This is a genomic window from Shimia fortis (genome assembly GCF_040225985.1).
Lineage (GTDB): Bacteria > Pseudomonadota > Alphaproteobacteria > Rhodobacterales > Rhodobacteraceae > Shimia.
Window position 1 is genome coordinate 1 of record NZ_JBBPEU010000019.1, and the last position, 20,354, is coordinate 20,354.

General features: G+C 59.7%; 14 protein-coding genes. 7 read left to right on the forward strand and 7 right to left on the reverse strand.

Annotated features, from left to right (window positions below):
* A partial coding sequence (locus WNE31_RS17695; protein WP_349981277.1) for a calcium-binding protein occupies positions 1-2,039 on the reverse strand: 2,039 nt, incomplete at its 3' end.
* Positions 2,040-2,212: 173 nt separating this feature from the next.
* Positions 2,213-4,996 carry a calcium-binding protein gene (locus WNE31_RS17700; protein ID WP_349981278.1) on the reverse strand — a complete coding sequence of 928 codons (2,784 nt, stop codon included), beginning with the start codon at positions 4,994-4,996 and terminating at the stop codon, positions 2,213-2,215.
* 256 nt (positions 4,997-5,252) lie between these two features.
* On the opposite strand from WNE31_RS17700, the gene WNE31_RS17705 reads away from it, so the two are divergent.
* The 4 genes from WNE31_RS17705 to WNE31_RS17720 are packed head-to-tail and all read left to right on the forward strand — an operon-like array spanning position 5,253 to position 8,384.
* A complete protein-coding gene (locus tag WNE31_RS17705; protein WP_349981279.1) occupies positions 5,253-5,657 on the forward strand; it encodes a thiol-disulfide oxidoreductase DCC family protein in 405 nt (134 codons plus the stop codon).
* A 44-nt stretch (positions 5,658-5,701) separates the two neighbouring features.
* Positions 5,702-6,163, forward strand: a complete 462-nt coding sequence (locus WNE31_RS17710; RefSeq protein WP_349981280.1) for a TspO/MBR family protein — start codon at positions 5,702-5,704, stop codon at positions 6,161-6,163.
* A gap of 5 nt (positions 6,164-6,168) precedes the next feature.
* Positions 6,169-6,831, forward strand: coding sequence for an SDR family NAD(P)-dependent oxidoreductase (locus WNE31_RS17715; RefSeq protein WP_349981281.1), 663 nt, complete (start codon positions 6,169-6,171; stop codon positions 6,829-6,831).
* A complete protein-coding gene (locus WNE31_RS17720) occupies positions 6,825-8,384 on the forward strand; it encodes a cryptochrome/photolyase family protein (protein WP_349981282.1) in 1,560 nt (519 codons plus the stop codon). Before WNE31_RS17715 ends, WNE31_RS17720 begins: the two co-directional genes overlap by 7 nt.
* 40 nt (positions 8,385-8,424) lie before the next feature.
* On the opposite strand, the gene WNE31_RS17725 is transcribed toward WNE31_RS17720, so the two are convergent.
* The 3 genes from WNE31_RS17725 to WNE31_RS17735 form a co-directional block, all read right to left on the reverse strand.
* Positions 8,425-10,419, reverse strand: coding sequence for a hypothetical protein (locus WNE31_RS17725; protein ID WP_349981283.1), 1,995 nt, complete (start codon positions 10,417-10,419; stop codon positions 8,425-8,427).
* A gap of 181 nt (positions 10,420-10,600) precedes the next feature.
* Entirely contained in the window at positions 10,601-12,736 is a 2,136-nt protein-coding gene (locus WNE31_RS17730; RefSeq protein WP_349981284.1) for a calcium-binding protein, read from the reverse strand.
* 123 nt (positions 12,737-12,859) lie between these two features.
* On the reverse strand, positions 12,860-15,316 hold the full coding sequence (locus WNE31_RS17735; protein WP_349981285.1) for a hypothetical protein: 2,457 nt from the start codon (positions 15,314-15,316) through the stop codon (positions 12,860-12,862).
* Between the two features lie 270 nt (positions 15,317-15,586).
* Between WNE31_RS17735 and WNE31_RS17740 the strand changes: the two genes are divergently transcribed.
* Positions 15,587-16,234 (forward strand): L,D-transpeptidase, encoded by a 648-nt coding sequence (locus WNE31_RS17740; protein ID WP_349981286.1) that lies wholly within the window; start codon positions 15,587-15,589, stop codon positions 16,232-16,234.
* Positions 16,235-16,308: 74 nt separating this feature from the next.
* Here WNE31_RS17740 and WNE31_RS17745 read toward each other — a convergent pair whose 3' ends face one another.
* Entirely contained in the window at positions 16,309-16,578 is a 270-nt protein-coding gene (locus WNE31_RS17745) for a hypothetical protein (RefSeq protein ID WP_349981287.1), read from the reverse strand.
* A 106-nt stretch (positions 16,579-16,684) separates the two neighbouring features.
* Positions 16,685-17,308, reverse strand: coding sequence for a TetR/AcrR family transcriptional regulator (locus WNE31_RS17750; protein ID WP_349981288.1), 624 nt, complete (start codon positions 17,306-17,308; stop codon positions 16,685-16,687).
* Positions 17,309-17,393: 85 nt separating this feature from the next.
* Here WNE31_RS17750 and WNE31_RS17755 point away from each other — a divergent pair, with 85 nt between their 5' ends.
* On the forward strand, positions 17,394-19,439 hold the full coding sequence (locus tag WNE31_RS17755) for an NADH:flavin oxidoreductase (protein WP_349981289.1): 2,046 nt from the start codon (positions 17,394-17,396) through the stop codon (positions 19,437-19,439).
* A 175-nt stretch (positions 19,440-19,614) separates the two neighbouring features.
* Positions 19,615-20,354, forward strand: a 740-nt coding sequence (locus WNE31_RS17760; protein WP_349981290.1) for a calcium-binding protein, incomplete at its 3' end; no start/stop codon positions are given.

Below are 20,354 nucleotides of genomic sequence, written 5' to 3' on the forward strand. Positions count from 1 at the left end.
TTGTAGTCCTGAATCCAGTCCGATCCATGGTCGCGAATGCCAATATGGAAGAACCGGTCTGCGCCGGCACCACCATTCACGCGGTCATGGCCCCAACCGCCATTGACGAAATCGTCGCCATCCCCGCCAAAGATGAGATCGGACCACGCGCTGCCGGTCAGGATGTCATTGCCGGCACCGCCAATGACCGTATCCGCGCCGAACCCGCCCTCGATCGTGTCATTCCCGGCATCGCCGCGCAGCTCGTCATTACCATAGCCGCCGTCGATATCATCATTGCCATTGCCGCCGTAGATCACATCGCGCAAGTCATTCTCGCTCGTGCCTCCGGTCAGTACGTCATCGCCATCCCCGCCGATCAGCGTGTCGTTGCCATCCCCGCCACTCAGCGTGTCGTTTGCCGCCCCGCCGCGCAACACATCATTGCCGTCGGTGCCTGTCTCCACAACTGGCAGGGGTGCAACGGGAGTGGTCGCGGTGCTGACCACGCTTTCGCTGGTGCCGATACCGTCGATATAGCGCACTTCGACTGCGATCTGCGCGCCGACATCCTCGGCGCCAAGCATATAGTTGGGCATGATCGCGCCGTCCACGGGCGTACCGTCACGCAACCACTGGAGGGAAATGATGCCCATCCCGTTCGGATCGTCGATCCCGAGGACATCGGCAGTCAGCACCTGACCTTCCAGAGCGGTCCCCTCAATCACGGCGCTGCCGGTGGGGGGCGCCGCCGCCAGAAGCAACAGATCATCACTGCTGAGGGTTCGGTCCGTGAACTGGAAATGCTCGACATTGCGGTCAACCGTGTCCGTGTCGCCACCGGACGTGATGTAGAAGCTGCCCCCGTCGGCCAGCACATCGGCCGCCCCCGGCGCTGCGAAATCGAACACGGCCGTGTCGTCCCCGTGGCCGCCATTGATGCTGTCCGATCCGGCGCCACCGGTCAGGACGTCGTCGCCATCACCGCCCCAAAGCGTATCCGCGCCCGTGCCTCCATCCAGCGTATCATTGCCAGCGCCACCGCTCAGGCTGTCATCACCCGCGCCTCCGTGCCAGTTGTCATCGGCATCGGTCGCAAGAAGGATATCCGCGCCAGATCCCGTCCTGATCTCGAAACGTTCGAAATAGTACAAGTCCACGCTTGTTTCCGCGTCGTAATAGGCCCCTGAAGGATCTCCGGGATCTGCCGAATCCCCAATCCACAAGCGCAACCAATTGCTGCTGCTGCCCGGCATGGTCATATGGACCTCGCCCGTTTGCGCGGACCAGTCGACTATCGCGGTATCGGTGCCATCCTGCCCGTACAGGCTGTCAGCCCCACCGGAACTGCGCAGGGTATCGTCCCCGCCTTCACCCGAGACACGATCATCGAAATCTCCGAAATCGGAAAAGCTATCGTTCATGGTGCCGAGCGTCAGGTTGGCCCGTTCGATATTCTGCAAGTGAGAGCCGTCTGGCAGTGTCTGCCCGGTGGCTGAAGCGACCTGCGCCATGTCAACGTGAATCGCATAGGCATTGGGGATGATCTGTCCTGTCTGAGGATCACTGCGGCTGAAGCTATGATAAAAAATATCGGTGCCTGCTCCGCCATCCAGATTCATCCAGTGATGCCCAATCGTGAAACGATCATCGCCAGAGCCCGCAACCAGATCGACATGTTCGATACCTGTTCCGGAAATGCTGAAGTCGGTCGCCCCCGTATCCGGGTCCTGAAGCCAGAAGAAGGTTCCGGGGTTAGAGGAATCGACAGACCGTGGCGCATTCAGTTGAATGGGCTGATCGGTGCCCGAAAAATCAATGTGCACCGTGTCATCCGCACCTGGCGTCCCCTCCCACGAGATATCCGCAAAAACAACAACGTGGGTCAAAAGCGGGTTGGACGGGTTTTGTATGTAGAAACTATCGCTATCCCCTTTACCCCAAAGGCCACAATAGACGCCACCTTCGTTCGTGATTTCGATGTGGTTCTCGGAATAAAGACTATCGGGTCCATCAGTTCCGACGCCCGTCATGCTATACCCAAACAAGTTCGTTGCCATGAGACTTCTCCCTTTTGTTCCCTCAAATGGTCTCATAGGGATTTTATTAGACAGGGAAGGTTCCGGCCTTGATATGCGTCATGCGATATATGTGGCGATGCGTATGTGTCGCCTGGACACAAACAGAAAGGCCCGCCACCAGATCGACGGACCTTGACCACCCACACGGAAAATCAAGACATCAAATCATAGACTTGCCCGGCAATCATCAGGTTGATGCTGTCTTGACCTGCACCGTCAACCAGCGCCCACATGATCTGGCCAGTGGGCCGGTAGATCACAAAGGCCTCTTCGATATTGTCCTCGCCTGACCGTTCCCCATCCGGGCTGGAGGTGTGGGTGGTGTTGATCTGGAATTGATCCGCCGTCGCCGTGCCGATGCCAAAGACCAGCACATCGCCCTCGGATGAATCATAATCCTGGATCCAATCCGAGCCGTGGTCGCGGATGCCGATATGGAAGAACCGGTCTGCGCCCGCGCCGCCATTCACGCGGTCATGGCCCCAGCCGCCATTGACGAAGTCATCACCATCCCCGCCGAATATGAGGTCGGACCAGGCGCTACCGGTCAGGATATCATTACCGGCACCGCCAATGACAGTATCCGCACCAAAGCCGCCTTCGATCGTGTCGTTACCGTCATCGCCGCGCAACTCGTCATTGCCATAGCCGCCGTCGATACTGTCATTGCCATTGCCGCCATATACAATGTCGCGCAGGTCGTTTTCACTGGTGCCGCCGATCAGGGTGTCGTTCCCCTCGCCGCCGATCAGCGTGTCATTGCCGTCGCCGCCATTCAACAGGTCGTCGCCACCAAGACCGGTCAGCCGGTCATCCCCAGCGGTCCCGCTGAGCGTGTCAGGCCCTGCGGTAGGTTCCGGCGGCGGCGGCGTGGTGGACCGGCCCAGCGCGCCGCTGGCCACGCTGGCCGTGGGGGACAGGGCCACCTCGCCATCGTTGAACCGGATCGACTCAATGCTGCGCAACACGACCTCGCCATAAGTGTCGGTCGTGCTGCCACCAGTGCCGTCGTCCTGAAACAGCCCCAACGTATAGTGATCCCCGTGGTGGACCAGAGAGAAGTCCGCCGCCGTGGTCCCGAAGGTCTCGATCACGATCTGGTCGGTGCCCGCACCGCCATCCACGGTGTAAGTGTGCGCAGGGCTTCCAAAGGGGATGCCATAGAAATATCCGGTGATCGTGTCATTGCCGCTTTCGGCGTGCAGGCTCCAGTCCGGGCTGTCGCTGCGGTTCGAGGTTTCAAAGACCAGAAGATCATCATGGAACGTGCCGATCACGCGTTCGAATTCATGCTCGAAATCCGAGCCGGGAACGATCAGGTTGTTGGTCACCTCCAGCCCGTGCGCCACCCCGCTATAATCCAGCGTGTCCATGCCTGCGCCCGGGAATTCGCGCTGGCTGACCTCGCCGCTGGCCCCCAGAAGGGTGATGACGAAATGATCATTGCCGCCGTTGCCATACCAGTAATCCTCAAGCAACGAAGACGCCACGATGCGCCCGTCATAAAGCTCTGTCTGGTCGGCGTCCTGAAAGAAGATGTCGTCGCCATCAAGGCCATAGATCGTATCCTGCCCGCCCGACCCATAGAAAGTGTCGCCCCCATAGGTGCCGACGATCATATCGTTGCCTTCGGTGGCAATCGAGCGGTCGGGCAAAGTGAAGCTGTAGACGTCGCCCATGAGATCCTGCGAACCGTCACCGGTGCGCCCGCTTTCGCCGGTCCAGCCGATCAGTGCGCGCCCGTCCGTGCCCACCGCCACGAAGGGGGGCAGCAATTGCGTACCCGCCAGACCATCGGCAATCATCATCACACCGGTCAACATGGCCCCGGCCGGATGCACGACCTGTCCGTAAAGGGAAAACTCGGGCGCGGTGGACGTCCCCCCCGAAACCTGCGCCCAGACAACCAGCAGGTTGCCGTCAGGTGTTGCAGCAAGCGCCGCCGCAGGCAGGTCATTGGACGCGGCGCGAAATGGCGTGTCGGGCATGTCGATCTCGACGCTTGTGGTCTCGACAAGTTCATATTGGGCCTCGGTCCGCTGCGTCCCGTCCCCATGTCCCATTGGACTTGCGTCGCGTTCTTGCGTTTCAAACACCCGCACGGTCAGGCTGAGGGGGCGGAAAATCGACCCGTCCCCCTCCAGATCAACCGTGGCCACGCGGCCATCCCCCAGGCCCACCGCGTCGTCCTCGCGAAAGCCCAATGGCCGCGCGCCGCCGCCGATCTGGGTGGTTTCCGTGATGTCCTGACCAAACCAGTCGTAGGTATAGGGCGTGCTTCCGAAAACCGCGCTTTCGCCATTGACGGTCAGCGCGAACAGTCCGTTGCCCAACGCCGCGAGATGCGCATCTTCTGACGCCTCAAGACGGCTGCCGGTGATGACGCGCATCTCTGGCGTCGTCGCCGCGCCTGTGGCGTCAAACACCTGCGCCATCCAATAGTTTTCACCGCTGCGCCCATAGACGTCATCTTCCCACGCCACGACAAAGCCGCCACCTTCGGTCGGGGCGACAACAGGCAGGCGCTGGTCGTTGTCGGGGTCGGGGCGCAGGTGGATTTCATCAGACACGAACGCCCCCGAGGCCGACAGGATCACTGCACGCGCATCCACCACCCCGTCCAGCCCCGGCCCGTCCGTCCATGCCACGGCCACGTTGCCATTAGACAGCTCGGTCAGAGAAATTTCGGTCTGGAACCCGTCGGTTTCCCGGTTGATCTGAAACACCGCCCCCGAGGGTGCGCCGTCTGCGTTGAACAGGCGGCCAAACACGGCGGTTCCATTGTTGTCCGTCGTTCCGTCCACAGGCGCGAAGGGGCTGACCAGCTGCTGCCACACCATGAAATATCCGCCTCCGGACAAGGCGATGACCTCGCCAAAACCGCCACCTGCACCAACAGGTGAAAAGACACTGGGGGTTCCTTGGGATACGGACATAAATTCCACCTCGGCAATAGCAGTTCTAAATTGCGGCACGGACCGTGCGTTGAAAACTCGGGCACGCCACCGACGGGTCAATAAATGCAGGCAACCCGTCGGGATGGCGTCCGATGATGCAAAAGGTTAACGACCGGATCCGAAAAAAATCAAGATTCGATATGTGACGCCCAAAGTGATCCAAAAGGACGCTTAAATCGTAAGCGAAGAAGCAAACAGGTACATAGACACCAACCCTCCGAGGCCAGCAAAAGACATGTCGGACACCACCGGGCAAAGCGACGAAAAACTAACCGTTTATTATGACGGATCCTGTCCGCTGTGTACGGCCGAGATCAGCCATTACCAGCGGCTGGATAAGCAGAACGCGCTACACCTTGTAGATGTCTCATCCGACAGCTTCAGCGGGGAACCGGACCTCTCGCGCGAGGCCGCAATGGCGCGGTTTCATGTGCGCACCGAAGACGGACGGCAGGTGTCCGGCGCGCGCGGATTTATCGAGCTGTGGCGCGTGATCCCGCAATGGCGCCCCTTGGCGCGGCTCGCAAGCCTGCCGGGTGTCGCGCTGTTGCTTGAAGGTGCCTACCGTGTCTTTCTGAAACTGCGCCCCCTCATGGTGCGCAACTTTACCCGTTGCCAGCGCATGTTTGACAAGACCTGAAGACCGCCACAAGCGTCAAAAAACCAAGAGAATAGGAACCCGGAATGAATAGATTTATCGTCCTGCTGATCTTTGTGGTCGGCGTCATGGCGACGGGGATCACCATTGGCACACTGACCGCGCCCGGCGCGTGGTATGCGGCCCTGCAAAAACCCGCCTTCAACCCGCCCAACTGGATTTTCGCGCCGGTCTGGACCGTGTTGTACCTGATGATTGCCTTTGTGGGCTGGCGTATCTGGGACATGCAGGACCGCGGCCCGCTAATGCGGTTGTGGTCGCTGCAAATGGCGCTGAATTTCCTGTGGTCGCCGGTGTTCTTTGCCGCTGAGATGCCTGTATTAGCGCTTGTGGTGATCCTTGCGCTGTTGGTGGTGATCATTCTGTTCATCCGCGCGGCGTTCCACCCTGACCGCCTGTCGGCACTGCTGTTCCTGCCCTACCTGTCATGGGTCGGTTTTGCATCACTGCTGAACGGCGCCATCGTCCTTTTGAACAGCGGAGCGTAAGGCCCATGAGCAAACAGGCATTGGTGATTGGAGCGTCCGGAGGGATCGGACAGGCACTGTCTGCAGGTCTGTCCGCAAGGGGCTATGCCGTTACCGGGCTGTCACGGGCATTGGACGGGCTTGATATCACCTCGGAAGACAGCGTTGCGCAACACCTTGGCCAGCTAGAGACACCGTTCGACGTGGTCATAGTGGCCACCGGTATTCTGGCCGACGCGCACGGGCCGGAAAAGTCGCTGCGTACCCTGACGGTCGATGAAATGGCGCGTCTCTTTGCTGTGAATGCCATCGGCCCGGCGCTGATCCTGAAACATGCGGTGCGGCTTTTTCCCAAGGATCGAAAAGCCGCCTTTGCGGCCCTCTCTGCGCGGGTCGGCTCGATCGGCGACAATGCCCTTGGTGGTTGGTATTCCTATCGCACCTCAAAGGCGGCGTTGAACCAGATCATCAGGACCGCCTCGATCGAACTGGCCCGCAGTCATAAACAACTCGCTTGCATCGCCCTGCATCCGGGCACCGTGGCAACGGACTTCACCCGCAACTATCCTCAGCACAAGACCGTGCCGCCCACCGAAGCCGCGCGCAATCTAATAAACGTGATCGAAGGGGTATCCGCCGCCGAAACCGGGCGGTTTTACGATTGGGCAGGCAAAGAGGTCGTATGGTAAATCCGCAACAGACACGGCAGACGTCCGGCACATCCCCACGCATCGTTCTGGTCCTGGGGGACCAGTTGTCTTTCGACATCGCAGCCCTGGTGGAGGCCGACACGGACCGCGACATCGTGGTCATGGCCGAGGTCGCCGAAGAAGCGGGTTATGTGCCTCATCACAAGAAAAAGATAGCCTTCCTGTTTTCGGCCATGCGGCACTTTGCGCGCGACTTGGAAAACCGCGGCTGGACCGTGGCTTATACCTGTCTGACGGACCCGGGCAACACCGGAACGATTGCGGGCGAAGTAGCGCGCGCCCTCAAGCAATATGAGGCCGGTAGCGTGCTGGTGACAGAACCCGGCGAGTACCGGCTCAAGGCAGAAATAGACCGTTGGTCTGACAAGTTCGGCGTCGACGTCACCTGTCTTGAGGATACGCGGTTCATTGCCCGCCATGCCGAATTTCGCGCCTGGGCCGAGGGGCGCAAACAGTTGCGGATGGAGTATTTCTATCGCGAGATGAGGCGCAAGACGGGCCTGTTGATGCAAGGGGATCAGCCCGAGGGCGGCAAGTGGAACTTTGACAGCGAAAACCGCAAACCCGCCAAGTCGGACCTGTTCATGCCACGCCCCTTTACCGTGCAACCGGACGATATCACCACGGATGTGCTTGAGCTGGTCGAAACGGAATTTACAGACAATTTCGGCACGTTGAAGCCCTTTCCTTACGCAGTCACTCACGAAGACGCGGAACGCGCCCTGTCACATTTCGTGGAAACCGCCCTGCCCTGTTTCGGCGATTATCAGGACGCGATGCTGACCGGCGAGCCGTTCCTGTATCACTCGCTCCTGTCGCTTTATATCAACGCCGGATTGCTGGACCCGCTGCATGTTTGCCAGCGCGTGGAGCGGGCCTATTACGAGGGGCACGCGCCCCTGAACGCGGTCGAAGGGTTCATCCGCCAAATCATCGGTTGGCGCGAATACGTGCGCGGGATCTATTGGCTCAAGATGCCGGGGTATACCGAAGAAAACTATTTCAATGCCACACGCGACCTGCCTGATTTCTACTGGACCGCAGACACAGATATGGCCTGCCTTGCCGCGGCCATCGGCCAGACGCGCGACACCGCCTATGCCCATCATATCCAGCGCCTGATGGTGACTGGGAATTTCGCCATGCTGGCAGGCGTCAATCCCAAGCAGGTGCATGAATGGTATCTCGCGGTCTATTTCGACGCCTATGAATGGGTCGAAGCCCCCAACACCATCGGGATGAGCCAGTTCGCCGATGGCGGGCTTCTGGGGTCGAAACCATACGCGGCCAGTGGGAACTATATCCACAAGATGTCGGACTATTGCAGCGGTTGCCGGTATGACGTAAAGGACAAGACCGGCGAAAACGCCTGTCCTTTCAACGCGCTTTACTGGGATTTTCTGATCCGCAATGCGGACAAGCTGCGTGGCAATCCGCGGCTCGGGCAGGTGTTCCGCACGTGGGATCGGATGGGCGACGACAAGAAAGACGCCTACCGCGCACGCGCCGCGCAGGTATTGGATGCGCTCTGAGGTGTATCGCGCTAAGCAAATGCCGGGTGAGGGCATGGCATCACGCCATCAAGTCAAACACCTGTCCTGCAATCATCAGGTTGATGCTATCCTGACCTGCGCCATCGACCAGCGCCCACATGATCTGGCCCGTCGGACGATAGATCACGAACGCCTCTTCGATGTTGTCATCGCCCGACCTTTCACCAGCCGGGCTGGAGGTATGCGTGGTATTGATCTGGAACTGTGACTCCGTGGCCGCTCCGATGCCAAAGACCAGCACATCTCCCCCGGCAGCATCGTAATCCTGAATCCAGTCGGACCCGTGGTCGCGAATGCCGATGTGAAAGAACCGGTCCGCGCCACTGCCGCCGTTCACGCGGTCATGACCCCAGCCGCCATTGACGAAGTCATCGCCCGCCCCGCCAAGGATCACATCGGACCACGCGCTGCCGGTCAGGATGTCATTGCCGCTGCCGCCGATCACGGTGTCGGCGCCAAAGCCACCTTCGATCGTGTCGTGGCCATCGTCACCGCGCAGTTCGTCGTTGCCATAGCCACCTTCGATGTCGTCATTCCCGTTGCCGGCATAGACCACGTCACGCAGGTCGTTTTCACTTTCTCCGCCGCGGATCGTGTCATTGCCGTCGCCGCCGACAATCGTGTCCGCGCCATCCCCGCCAAGCAGACTGTCATTGTCCGCGCCGCCATCAAGAACATCATCGCCGCCATTGCCGAAGATCGTGTCATTGCCGCCCATTCCGATGAACCGCTCATCGCCTTGACCACCCCGCAACAGGTTGGCGCCATCATTGCTGAGCAAGGGGTTGGAGACCACGAATACATCATCGCGCAGGTTCGTATCCCCGGGGACAAGGTTGGTCGCATGGGATGTGAACGAAATCGTACCTCCGTCCGCCGAGATATCCGGCCCGGTGGATTGGTGGGTCGCCTCGCTGCCATCCGCGGCAATGCTGACACGCTGGGTCACGCCGGTCAAAGTGTCATACACAAAGATGTCGCCTGCCCGGTTGGTATCACCATAGACCAGATTGGACGCGTTTGACCCATACACCACATAGCGCCCGTCCGCAGAGATTGCAGACCCGCCAGAAGCCTCATCTGCCTCTTCCCCGTCAAGCCCGTCACTGATGCGCGTGGTCTGCCCGGTGACGCGGTCGTGCAGAAATACATCAGTCACACCATTGTTGTCCCCGGCGACCAGATTGCTGGCCCGAGAACTGAAGGCCACGAACCGACCGTCCCCTGACAAACTCGCCTGACTGGAACTGTCATTTGCCTCGGTGCCGTCCGAAGCGACGCTCACACGGCTGATGGCGCCGGAAGGCTGTTCTCGCACGAAGATATCGTTGGTGCCGTTGGTGTCGCCTGCCACAAGATCAGACGCGGCCGAGTCAAAGGCCACAAAAGCCCCATCACCGGAAATCACCGGATCACGCGCAAACCCTTGCGCAGTTTCGCCCTCTGGGTTTTCGTTCAGACGACTGGTTGTGCGCGTGTCCCGGTCAAATACGAAAATGTCGCCGGTGCTGCGCAAGGTATCACCGGGAACAAGACTGGTCGCCAGTGAGAAAAAGGTCACGTAACGCCCGTCATCGGACACATCCGGCAAGGTTGAGTAATTGTTGACGAACACGGCCCCCGGCATCGGGATCGCGACCAACTCGGTCGCACCAGTTTGCAGGTCATGCAGAAAAACATCTGTATACCGGTTGGGAAAATCAGATTCGAAATTTGTTGCCCCAGACGTAAACACGACATAGCGCCCATTGCCCGAAATATTGGGCGTTCCCGAGGTCTCGGTGCTTTCATCCCCTTCGGATGACAGGCTGACGCGGCGGGTTTCGCCGGTCTGGCGGTCATGTACAAAGACGTCGGACCGGTTGTTGGTGTCATCCGCAACCAGTGTGGTCGCGCCAGATTCAAAGGTCACATAGCGACCGTCTGTGCTCAGGCTTGCCAAGCCCGAGTCCCAATCACCCTCGCTGCCGGTGGTCGACACCGACACCCGTGTCAAATCATTTGGAAAAGTCATAAAGCCTCTCAAACCGGTTCCCGAACCAATGCGCCCCGCCGCGTGACAAAGCCATCACGCAAGACATTTGCCCATTGGTGTTTTGAGATTATCCGACAGACAGTGCCCTCAGACCATGATTCACATCAAGAAAACAGAATACAATTACCCTTAAGCCTTACATGGCCTCCTGAAGGATCGATCAAGCCATGAGATCGAACACCTGCCCCCCGATTTGCAGGTTGATGCTGTCCTGACCGGCCCCGTCAACCAGCGCCCACATGATCTGGCCCGTCGGGCGATAGATCACGAAAGCCTCTTCCACGGCATCCTCGCCCGAGCGTTCGCCGGCGGCGTTAGAGGTGTGGGTGGTGTTCACCTGGAACTGGGACCGCGTGGCCGAGGCATTGCCGAACACCAGCAGATCTCCTTCACTGGCGCTATAATCCTGAATCCAATCAGACCCGTGGCCGATCACACCGATATGGAAGAACCGGTCGCCGCCCGCGCCGCCGTTCACAAGGTCATGGCCAAAACCGCCATTCACAAAATCGCCGCCGTCGCCGCCAAAGACCACATCCCCATAGGCCGAGCCTGTCAGAACATCATCGCCGGTACCGCCGATCACGGTATCGGCCCCAAAGCCACCGGCAATAGAGTCGTTGCCCGCGTCGCCGCGCAATTCGTCGTTGCCGTCACCACCGTCGACAACGTCGTTGCCGGCCCCAGCATAGACGATATCCCGCAAATCCGGCACATCATCCTGCAAATCAAAACCGCGCATGCCCCCTTCAAAGCCATAGATATGGTCGTCGCCATCGCCGCCGATCAATGTATCGGCACCGCTACCGCCCTGCAGCGTATCGTCACCGCCATTTGCGACAAGACGATCATTCCCGGCGTCCCCCATAAAGTCCTCACCAGCGTCTGACCCGGACATCGTGTCGGCCATATCAGTGCCGATGACGCCTTCAACTCCGGTGAAACTGTCGGTGTCGCCAAAAGCGTCGAGCACCGTTCCGCTGCCCTCGGCGGTAAACTGGGCATCGATCCCCAAATCGCCAATGCCGTACCCCAGCACATCGAAGCCGGCACTTCCGGTGAAACTGTCATCACCCGCCGCCCCAGCCCAAGACGACACCTGCCCGTTGTCCGAGGCAAGGCCAAGAAACGTGTCCGCATCGCCCGAGCCGACGATGCTGTGGCCGAAGGTGTAGGTGTCATTCACCTGTCCTACCGTCCCGCTGACTACAGTGCCGGATCCGTCGGTGCCTTGGGTAATGGTCAGGCCGCCAACACCATAAACGTGGTAATAACTGATATCCGTACCGTTCCCTGCTCGCCAGAGGGCCTCGTTCCCGAGGATCGTGTTGGCCCCCAGATATGGAAACACCGTGTCCCCCAAAGTCCCGCCGCCTGTCGAGCCATCCAGCGTATCGTCGCCATAGCCCCCATAGAGCCGGTCGTAGCCTTCACCGCCTACGATATAGTCATCTCCGCTGGCGCCGAACAAAGTATCATCGCCGCTGCTGCCCATCATCGTGTCGTTAAACTGTGACCCGCTGACATTCTCGATATTGATCAGGGTGTCGGTGAAATTGTACCCGTCCCACGTGCCGGTGACACGCCCCGCCGCAAGATCGACATTGACCGAGCCGACCCCGTCGCGGTCATAGCGCACGCGGTCTTCGCCCGCACCTCCATCGAAGGTGTCATTGCCGCGCTCACCGATGAAACTTTCGCGCCCGGCGCTGCCGATGATGCGATCGTTAAAATCCGTACCCCGAATTTCAAGTCGCCCGCCCATATCCGTCAGGTTGATCTGGTCGCGCCCACCAAATCCGTCATTAGCCACAACGCCTGTGGCCAGGTTCATGACAAGGCCGGTCGTCGGGTTGCTGTCCGCCCCCCAGCGATAGGTCAGTCGGCCATAGCCATCCATGATGAGGTTGAAGGTGTCATTGCCTTCACCCCCGCGAATGTCGAACCAACCATCCGGTCCGGGGCGCATCGTGTAGGTGCCGTTGCGCGCGTTGTCGATGATTTGCAGCCCGCTTCCGTTAAGTGCGTTCTGCACATCGACCAGGGTATCGGTATTCCCGGCGATCCGGATCGTGCCGGTATTGGCCGCCCCGTTGATATCCGCCACCACGCTGCCCGCCATATCGCGGTATTCGAGCCGGTAGAAACTCTGGCCATCCGCTTGCGAAAAATCGAAAACATCATTGCCCAGAGAGGCATAGATCCGGTCTTCGCTGGTGTTCTGAAGGGGAAGGTACCGGTCATTCTGAGCGGTGCCATAAAGCGTGTCGTTGCCAGTCGTGCCAAGAATATCCATCGTCAATCACCTGAATTATGGAATTTTTTTAATCTGGATACAGGCTAGGAAGGCGCAGGAAAGCTGTCAACGCAGCACCGCTGGCCAACGTCGATTTGGCGTGTTTTCCAAAAACTTGGGCGCTCACGCCATGAGATCGAACACCTGCCCCCCGATCTGCAGGTTGATGCTGTCCTGACCGGCCCCGTCGATCAGCGCCCACATGATCTGGCCCGTCGGACGGTAGATCACGAACGCCTCTTCCACGTTGTCATCCCCCGACCGTTCCCCTGCGGCATTGGTGGTATGGGTGGTGTTTACCTGGAACTGGGATTCGGTGGCCGAGGCGATGCCGAAATGCAGGACATCCCCCCCGGTCGCACTATAGTCCTGAACCCAGTCAGACCCATGGTCCCGGATCCCGAGGTGATAGAACCTGTCTGCGCCCCCCCCGCCGTTCAGAAGGTCATGTCCGAAGCCACCATTCAAGAAGTCGCCCCCGTCGCCCCCGAAAAGCTGATCGGCAAAGGCACCGCCCATCAGGCCATCATCGCCCTCACCGCCGATCAGGGTATCGGCCCCGAAGCCGCCCACAAGGGTATCGCGGCCGCTGTCGCCCCGCAGTTGGTCATTGCCATAACCACCATCCAGCGAGTCGTTGCCCTGTCCTCCGTAGAGGATGTCGCGCAGGTCGGCGTTGCTTGTGCCGCCGCTGAGAACATCATTGCCGCCGCCACCGATCAGGATGTCTGCCCCGTCCTGCCCGATCAGAGTATCGGTCCCCTCGCCGCCACGCAGGGTGTCGTTTCCTTGGGTGCCATAGATCACACCAGCAGGCACAGTCAGGTTCTCAAACACTCCCACATGCACGTGTTCGACCGACAGGTTCAGCACGGTCACACTGCGCCCCGCGCCAGCCCGGATCATGAGATCATCCGCCGCGCCGTCATTGTCCGCATCCACCGAGGCCATTTGCGCAAAGGCCTCGGCCCAAGTTTCGAAAGCCCCGTTCAGGTCGATGCGATCCTGCACACCGTCGAAATCCGTGATGACGTCATGCCCGACGCCGTTCGTGATGAACAGGTCCGCGCCAGTACCACCGGCGAGTTGGTCATACCCCGCCTGCCCTAGCAATGTGTCATCTCCTGATCCGCCGAACAGATGGTTTATACCGCCTTCCGCGCTCAGGACATCATCCCCCTGCTGGCCGAACAGGAAATCATCCCCAAGCCCGCCAAGCAGGCTGTCCCGTCCTGTGCCGCCATAAAGAAAATCGTTCGAGGTGTCGGTCCCGGTCAGCGTGTCATTGCCCGCATAACCAAAGGCGGTGCCCAACAGGCGCTCTTCGTCGAAAAGCGTGTCGGCATAATCCTGTTCATAGCGTTCATTGCGCAACCGCCCGGCGACCAGATCCACGTCAACCCGGTCATTGCCCGCCATTGCGGCGGGGGCCTCATCAAGGGAATAGGCGTTCATGCCATGGGCGAAGGAATGTTGATGCAGGAACCGCAGGGAGCCGTTTCCATCGATCACCACGAAGTTCGACGCGCCGGTTTCCGCACCTGGCCACCACCCGAGGCCTATCCCGTTTTCTGCGAACCATTCATAGCTTGCCACGAACAGGTCCGTGATATCGTCACCGCCTTCAAAATTGTTCACGGTGCCTGTGGCATTGGTTTCCGTCACCAGAACGGCATCCCCGGCAAGCGGCGCGAAATGCGCATCCAGAATCTGTTCAAGTTCTTCCCGTGTCGTTGCGTCGTCGGTGCCACTCCAGCCCGGAAACAGGTGCGCTGACCAGATCAGCGCCTCGCCAATGCCCGCACGGATATACTCGAGCGCCGGAACACCGTTTGCGATCCGGGTCTGATCAAGCGTTTCAAAATCTCCGGCAAACCCCCAGCCATCGACCAGAATGTGCCCGTCTGCCCGCGGCTGGATCATATCGGACAGCGCAATCACGTGATCGGCGTAAAGCTGCACGAAATCTGCAAGGTCATAGCCTTCTCCCGGTCCGTTCTCGCGGATGCTGAACCGGTATCCCGCCGGTTCGTTCATCAATTCAAACCCGAACACAGCCTCGGCCACCGCACTGTTCTGGTCGAGCCAGTCAAGCAAAGACGCCCATGCGCCGCTCAGATCGGTGAAATTTTCCTGCAAGGCCTCATAGGCGGCCGCATTGCCAAGATCCGAATGGCCCCATGCGGAATTTCCGTTTCCGATATTTTGCGCGTCACCGCCTGCATAAAGGAAGGTGATCTCGAACCCATGCGCCGCCGCCGCCGTCAGGAAACGTTCATATTGCTCATGCAGGGATCCGTCCGGGTTAAACGAAAACTCATTGAAACCCAGACGCAGATTGTTCACTTGCGGCAGGGCCTCTCGCAGCCGTTCGGCAAACTGTTCAGGCCGACCATCCATGCCCTGCGGAATCGTTTGGTATTCGCTTTGCCAGATATAGTGTTTCGGATTGCTTGCGCGGTTGAGATCATAAACCGACCTGCCCGTATCAGGATCGATCGTCGCTTTGTCGATCGCAATCTGATCTTCTGCCAGCACCTGCAGGTTGATCATGTTCACATGTGACGTCGAAAAAGCCATGCCAAGACCTCCTGCCCCCTATCTGGTCCAGAGCTGTGGCAAACTCTGTTCAGAAACAGGGCAAAAATGTGTTCTGACCGGTCGAATTTACCGAAATTTATCAGTTTCATCATCCGGTTGGCATAATCCCGCCCGTTCTGCCCCGAATCCCGAAAACAAAGCGCAACGGAGCTGTGCAATCGGAAAACACGGCGTTGTGAAGCGCCCATGGTTGAACAAGCGCTGCGGGGCTGTCATGATTTTAGGTGAAACGCTTTAGGAAAAGACCCCATGTTTACCAGACGCACATTCCTGATGTCCTCGGCGGCTGCGGCGGCCACCCCGATTGCCACTTCTGTTCAGGCGGCACCGGTCTCAGACAGGTCGCGTTGGGCCGCATGGGACGCACAGGTCACCCCTGCCAACTATGATCCTGCTACGTCGAACCCGTGGGGGTTCCACCCCCGGTTTCTGCCGCAGCGCATCAAGGCCAACCCTGGGCTTACCCCCGGCGACATCCATGTCGATGCTGTGGCGCGATATCTCTATCATATCCAAGGCGATGGCACGGCGATGCGGTATGGCGTGGCGATTGCGCGGGGCAATCTCTATGAACCCGGCACCTATACCATCAAGCGCAAGGCCAAATGGCCCACGTGGACCCCGACAGCGGCCATGATAAAGCGCGACCCGCAAGACTATGCAAAATATGCGAACGGGATGAATGGTGGCCCGAATAACCCGCTGGGATCGCGGGCGTTTTACCTGTTCGACGGGAACCGCGACACCTATCTACGCATCCACGGCTCGCCGCATCCGCGCTCAATCGGCGGGCGGGCCAGTTCCGGCTGCGTGCGGATGGTCATGGCCCATATCAACGGGCTGTACGATCAGGTGGCGCTTGGCACCACGGTCCACCTGCATCCGGCAGAGGCCTGATCCCGACAGGGGGCGCAATCTCAAAGATCACAGCGCACGCCGCCTGTGCAAACGGGAGGCGTTTTGTTTCCGGATCAGGACGCCCGAGTGCAGATCGGACGGCCATCGACTGTCCGCAGAGGCAAATAGGTGGTTTCGACCGGACCACGGTGCCGATAGACATAGCAACCGTCCGCCGGATCAATGCGCACCGCGGTCAAATCCTGGAAAGGGGCCGCCTTTTGTACCACCCCTTCAGGCAGGTTTTGGATGTGCTGTCCGCTGCTGCCACCCGCGGTGTCATAGGTTTCGCAGGCCGACAGGCCCATAGCCGCCAAAAGGAACACCCAAACCGTTTTCTTCATTCGTGAAATCTCCCGCATCCTGTGGCCACCATGCGGGGAATTTCCGTGAAAAACCAGACTCTTTCTTACAGAAGGCGCGTTTGGCTGACGCGCTTGTGAACGGGTGTCACACAACACACTGATGCCTTGCAAGAAAGGCGTCCACCTCCTGCGGGGCGGGCGTTACGCCTGCAAAGACCTCGACATAATGCGGGACCCGCGCCAGACGCGCGGCGGGGGTTTCGCGAACCTGCATCGAGATATATCCGATCTGCGTGTAGATCACCGTCATGCTGCGGGTTTCCGCCTGTTCGGCACTGTAGCCGAAACGCCGGAACATCTCCGCAACCGCCGCGATCCGCTGCGCGTCGACCCTGTCCAAACGATGTTGCAGGTCAGGATCAAGGCGGGCCCAGTTGCGGATGGCCAGATCCAGACGCGCATCGAACAGGGCAGGATCAAACCAGCAATCCATCAGGTCAAACAGCCCGGCACAAATGCTGCCAGCCCCGGTGTTGCAACGGGCGACAAGGTGGCCCGTGTTGCGGTCTTCCCAGCGGCGGATCATGGCCTCATGCAGATCCGCCACATCCTTGAAAAACCAGTAAAACCCCGTACGGGTCAGGTTCAGGTGCCGCGCCATGGGCATGACTTTCACGGCGTCGATCCCGCCGGTGATCAGCAGGTCATGGGCCGCCTCCAGCCAAAGATCACGAGAGCCGCGCGGGCGGCGGGACACACTTTCGGTCATGGGGGCAGCATATATTACTTGACACATGTGTCAATTTCTTCACCCTGCCCCATGCCCTACATGTTCTGCCGTCAGGAAAACGCCCATGTCCAAGGATCCTCTGCTCCAACCTTATCAGCTCAAACATCTGACGCTGAGAAACCGGATCATGACCACCAGCCACGAACCGGCTTATCCCGAGGATGGCATGCCAAAGGACCGCTATCGCGCCTATCACGAGGAACGGGCCAAGGCCGGTGTGGCGCTGGCCATGACGGCAGGGTCGGCGGCAGTGTCGCGGGACAGCCCGCCCGTGTTCAACAACATCCTGGCCTACAAGGACGAGGTGGTGCCGTGGATCCGGAGCCTGACGGACGGGTGCCATGAACACGGATGCGCCGTGATGATCCAACTGACCCATCTGGGGCGGCGAACCGGCTGGAACAAGGGCGATTGGCTGCCCTCAGTGTCGTCCTCGAAACACCGGGAACCGGCACACCGCGCCTTTCCCAAGTTGCTTGAGGACTGGGATATTGACCGCATCATCCGTGACTTTGCTGATGCGGCCGAACGGATGCAGGCCGGGGGCATGGACGGCATCGAACTACAGGTCTACGGGCACCTGATGGACCAGTTCTGGTCGCCTCTGACCAATGATCTGGTGGGCCCCTACGGCGCGGACACGCTCGAAAACCGGCTGCGGTTTCCGATGGACGTGCTGTCCGCAATCCGCAAACGGGTCGGGGACCAATTTATCGTCGGGTTTCGCTACACCGCTGACGAGGCCCAGAGGGGCGGCATCACCGAGGCCGATGGTCTGGAGATTTCCAAACGTCTGGCCGCGACGGGGCAGCTCGACTTTTTGAATGTCATTCGCGGTCGCATCCACACTGACCCCGCCATGACCGATGTGATCCCGGTACAGGGCATGGCCAGCGCGCCGCATCTGGATTTCGCGGGCAAGGTCAAACAGGTGACCGGCATGCCCACCTTTCACGCGGCGAAAATCCCCGATGTGGCAACTGCGCGCCATGCGATTACCGAGGGGCTTCTGGATATGGTCGGCATGACCCGCGCCCATATGGCCGACCCGCATATTGTGCGCAAGATCATGCAGGGGCGCGAACAGGATATCCGCCCCTGTGTCGGGGCAACCTATTGCCTTGACAGGATTTATCAGGCGGGCGAGGCGCTCTGCATCCACAATGCGGCAACCGGGCGCGAACAGACCATGCCCCATGACATCGGGCCTGCACCCCGGAAGAAAAAGATCGTGATCGTCGGCGCAGGACCTGCCGGTCTCGAGGCGGCGCGTGTTTCGGCAGAGCGCGGTCACGAGGTGATTGTGTTCGAGGCCCAGCCCGCTCCCGGCGGGCAAATCCGCCTCACGGCCCAAAACCCGCGCCGCCGCGAGATGCTTTCGATCATCGACTGGCGCATGACCCAATGTGCCGCACGCGACGTGGCCTTCCATTTCAACACATGGGCCGAGGCGGCGGATGTGGCCTCCCTGTCACCGGACGTGGTGATCGTGGCAACGGGCGGCATCCCCAATACTGAACTGTTCGAGACCGGCACCGAGGCCCCGCATGTCGTGTCGGCTTGGGACCTGATTTCGGGCGATGTCAAACCGGCACAGCACATCCTGATCTATGACGAAAGCGGAGATCACCCGGCGCTACAGGCGGCCGAAGTGGCGGCGGCCGCCGGATCAAAGGTCGAGATCATGACCCCGGACCGCGTCTTTGCCCCCGAGATCATGGGCATGAACCTTGTGCCCTATATGCGCGCCCTGCAGGACAAGGACGTCACCTTTACCGTGACCCGCCGCCTGCTGGACGTGTGCCGCGCGGGCAATCGCCTCACAGCCACCATCGGCACGGATTACTCGGCGTTCACCGAACAGCGCGACTTTGACCAAATTGTCGTGAATTACGGCACCCTGCCTCTTGATGAGCTCTATTTCGACCTCAAGCCACTCAGTTCGAATGGCGGGGCCGTGGACTATGACGCACTGATCGCAGGACGCCCCCAGACGGTCCTGCGGAACGAGAGCGGGGCATTCCAACTGTTCCGCATCGGCGACGCAGTCTCTGCCCGCAACACCCATGCCGCGATCTATGACGCACTGCGTCTGGCCAAGGATATTTGACCTCAAACCGCGCCTTTTCCGACAGAATTGGAAAAAGGTGTGGTTTTCCATACCTTTTCGGGAACACTTGCTCAAAAGTGATCTTCCAACCGTAAATCAGCCATTGCTTCGCTAAACTTCTGCCGTAAAGCTGTTTGAAAAAAGGCCGTTGGACAGTATTGGGGAAAACAGGCACATGGCATCCTTTTCCGGTGACGGTGGAAACAACAGCCTTCCGGGCAGCAACAGTGACGATCAGATTTCCGGTTTGGCCGGGAATGACACGCTGAACGGGCTAAACGGCGCAGACTCTCTCTCGGGGGACAGCGGCAACGACGCGCTGATTGGCGGATCGGGTAATGACACTCTGGATGGCGGTGCCGGATACGATCAGGTGCTCTATTACCGCGACGGTGGCACGCGTGGGGCCAACGTGAATCTCACCTCGGGGTCCGCAATCGACACCCACGGCAATACAGATACGCTGGTCGATATCGAACATGTGACCGGCTCTTACCAGAACGACACCTTGCGAGGGTCCGCCAGTGGCGATGTGTTCCACGGTCTGGAAGGCAATGACCTGATCGAAAGCTTCGCGGGCGACGACATTCTTGTCGGTGGAGATGGCAATGACACCCTGAACGGCGGGGCCGGCGTGGATGAGGTGTCCTATTTCCGCGATGGCGGCACACAGGGCGTCAACGTCAACCTGACCATCGGCACCGCAACCGACACCTATGGCGCGACCGACACCCTGATTTCGATCGAGCGGCTTTATGGCACCGATTTTGCCGACACTCTCGTTGGCTCGGCAGCTGGCGATCTGATCTTCGGAGAGGCGGGCAACGACCTGATCCAGTCGCAGGGCGGCAACGACACGCTGGTTGGTGACCGCGGCGCGGATACGCTGGACGGGAATGGCGGCAGCGACCGGGT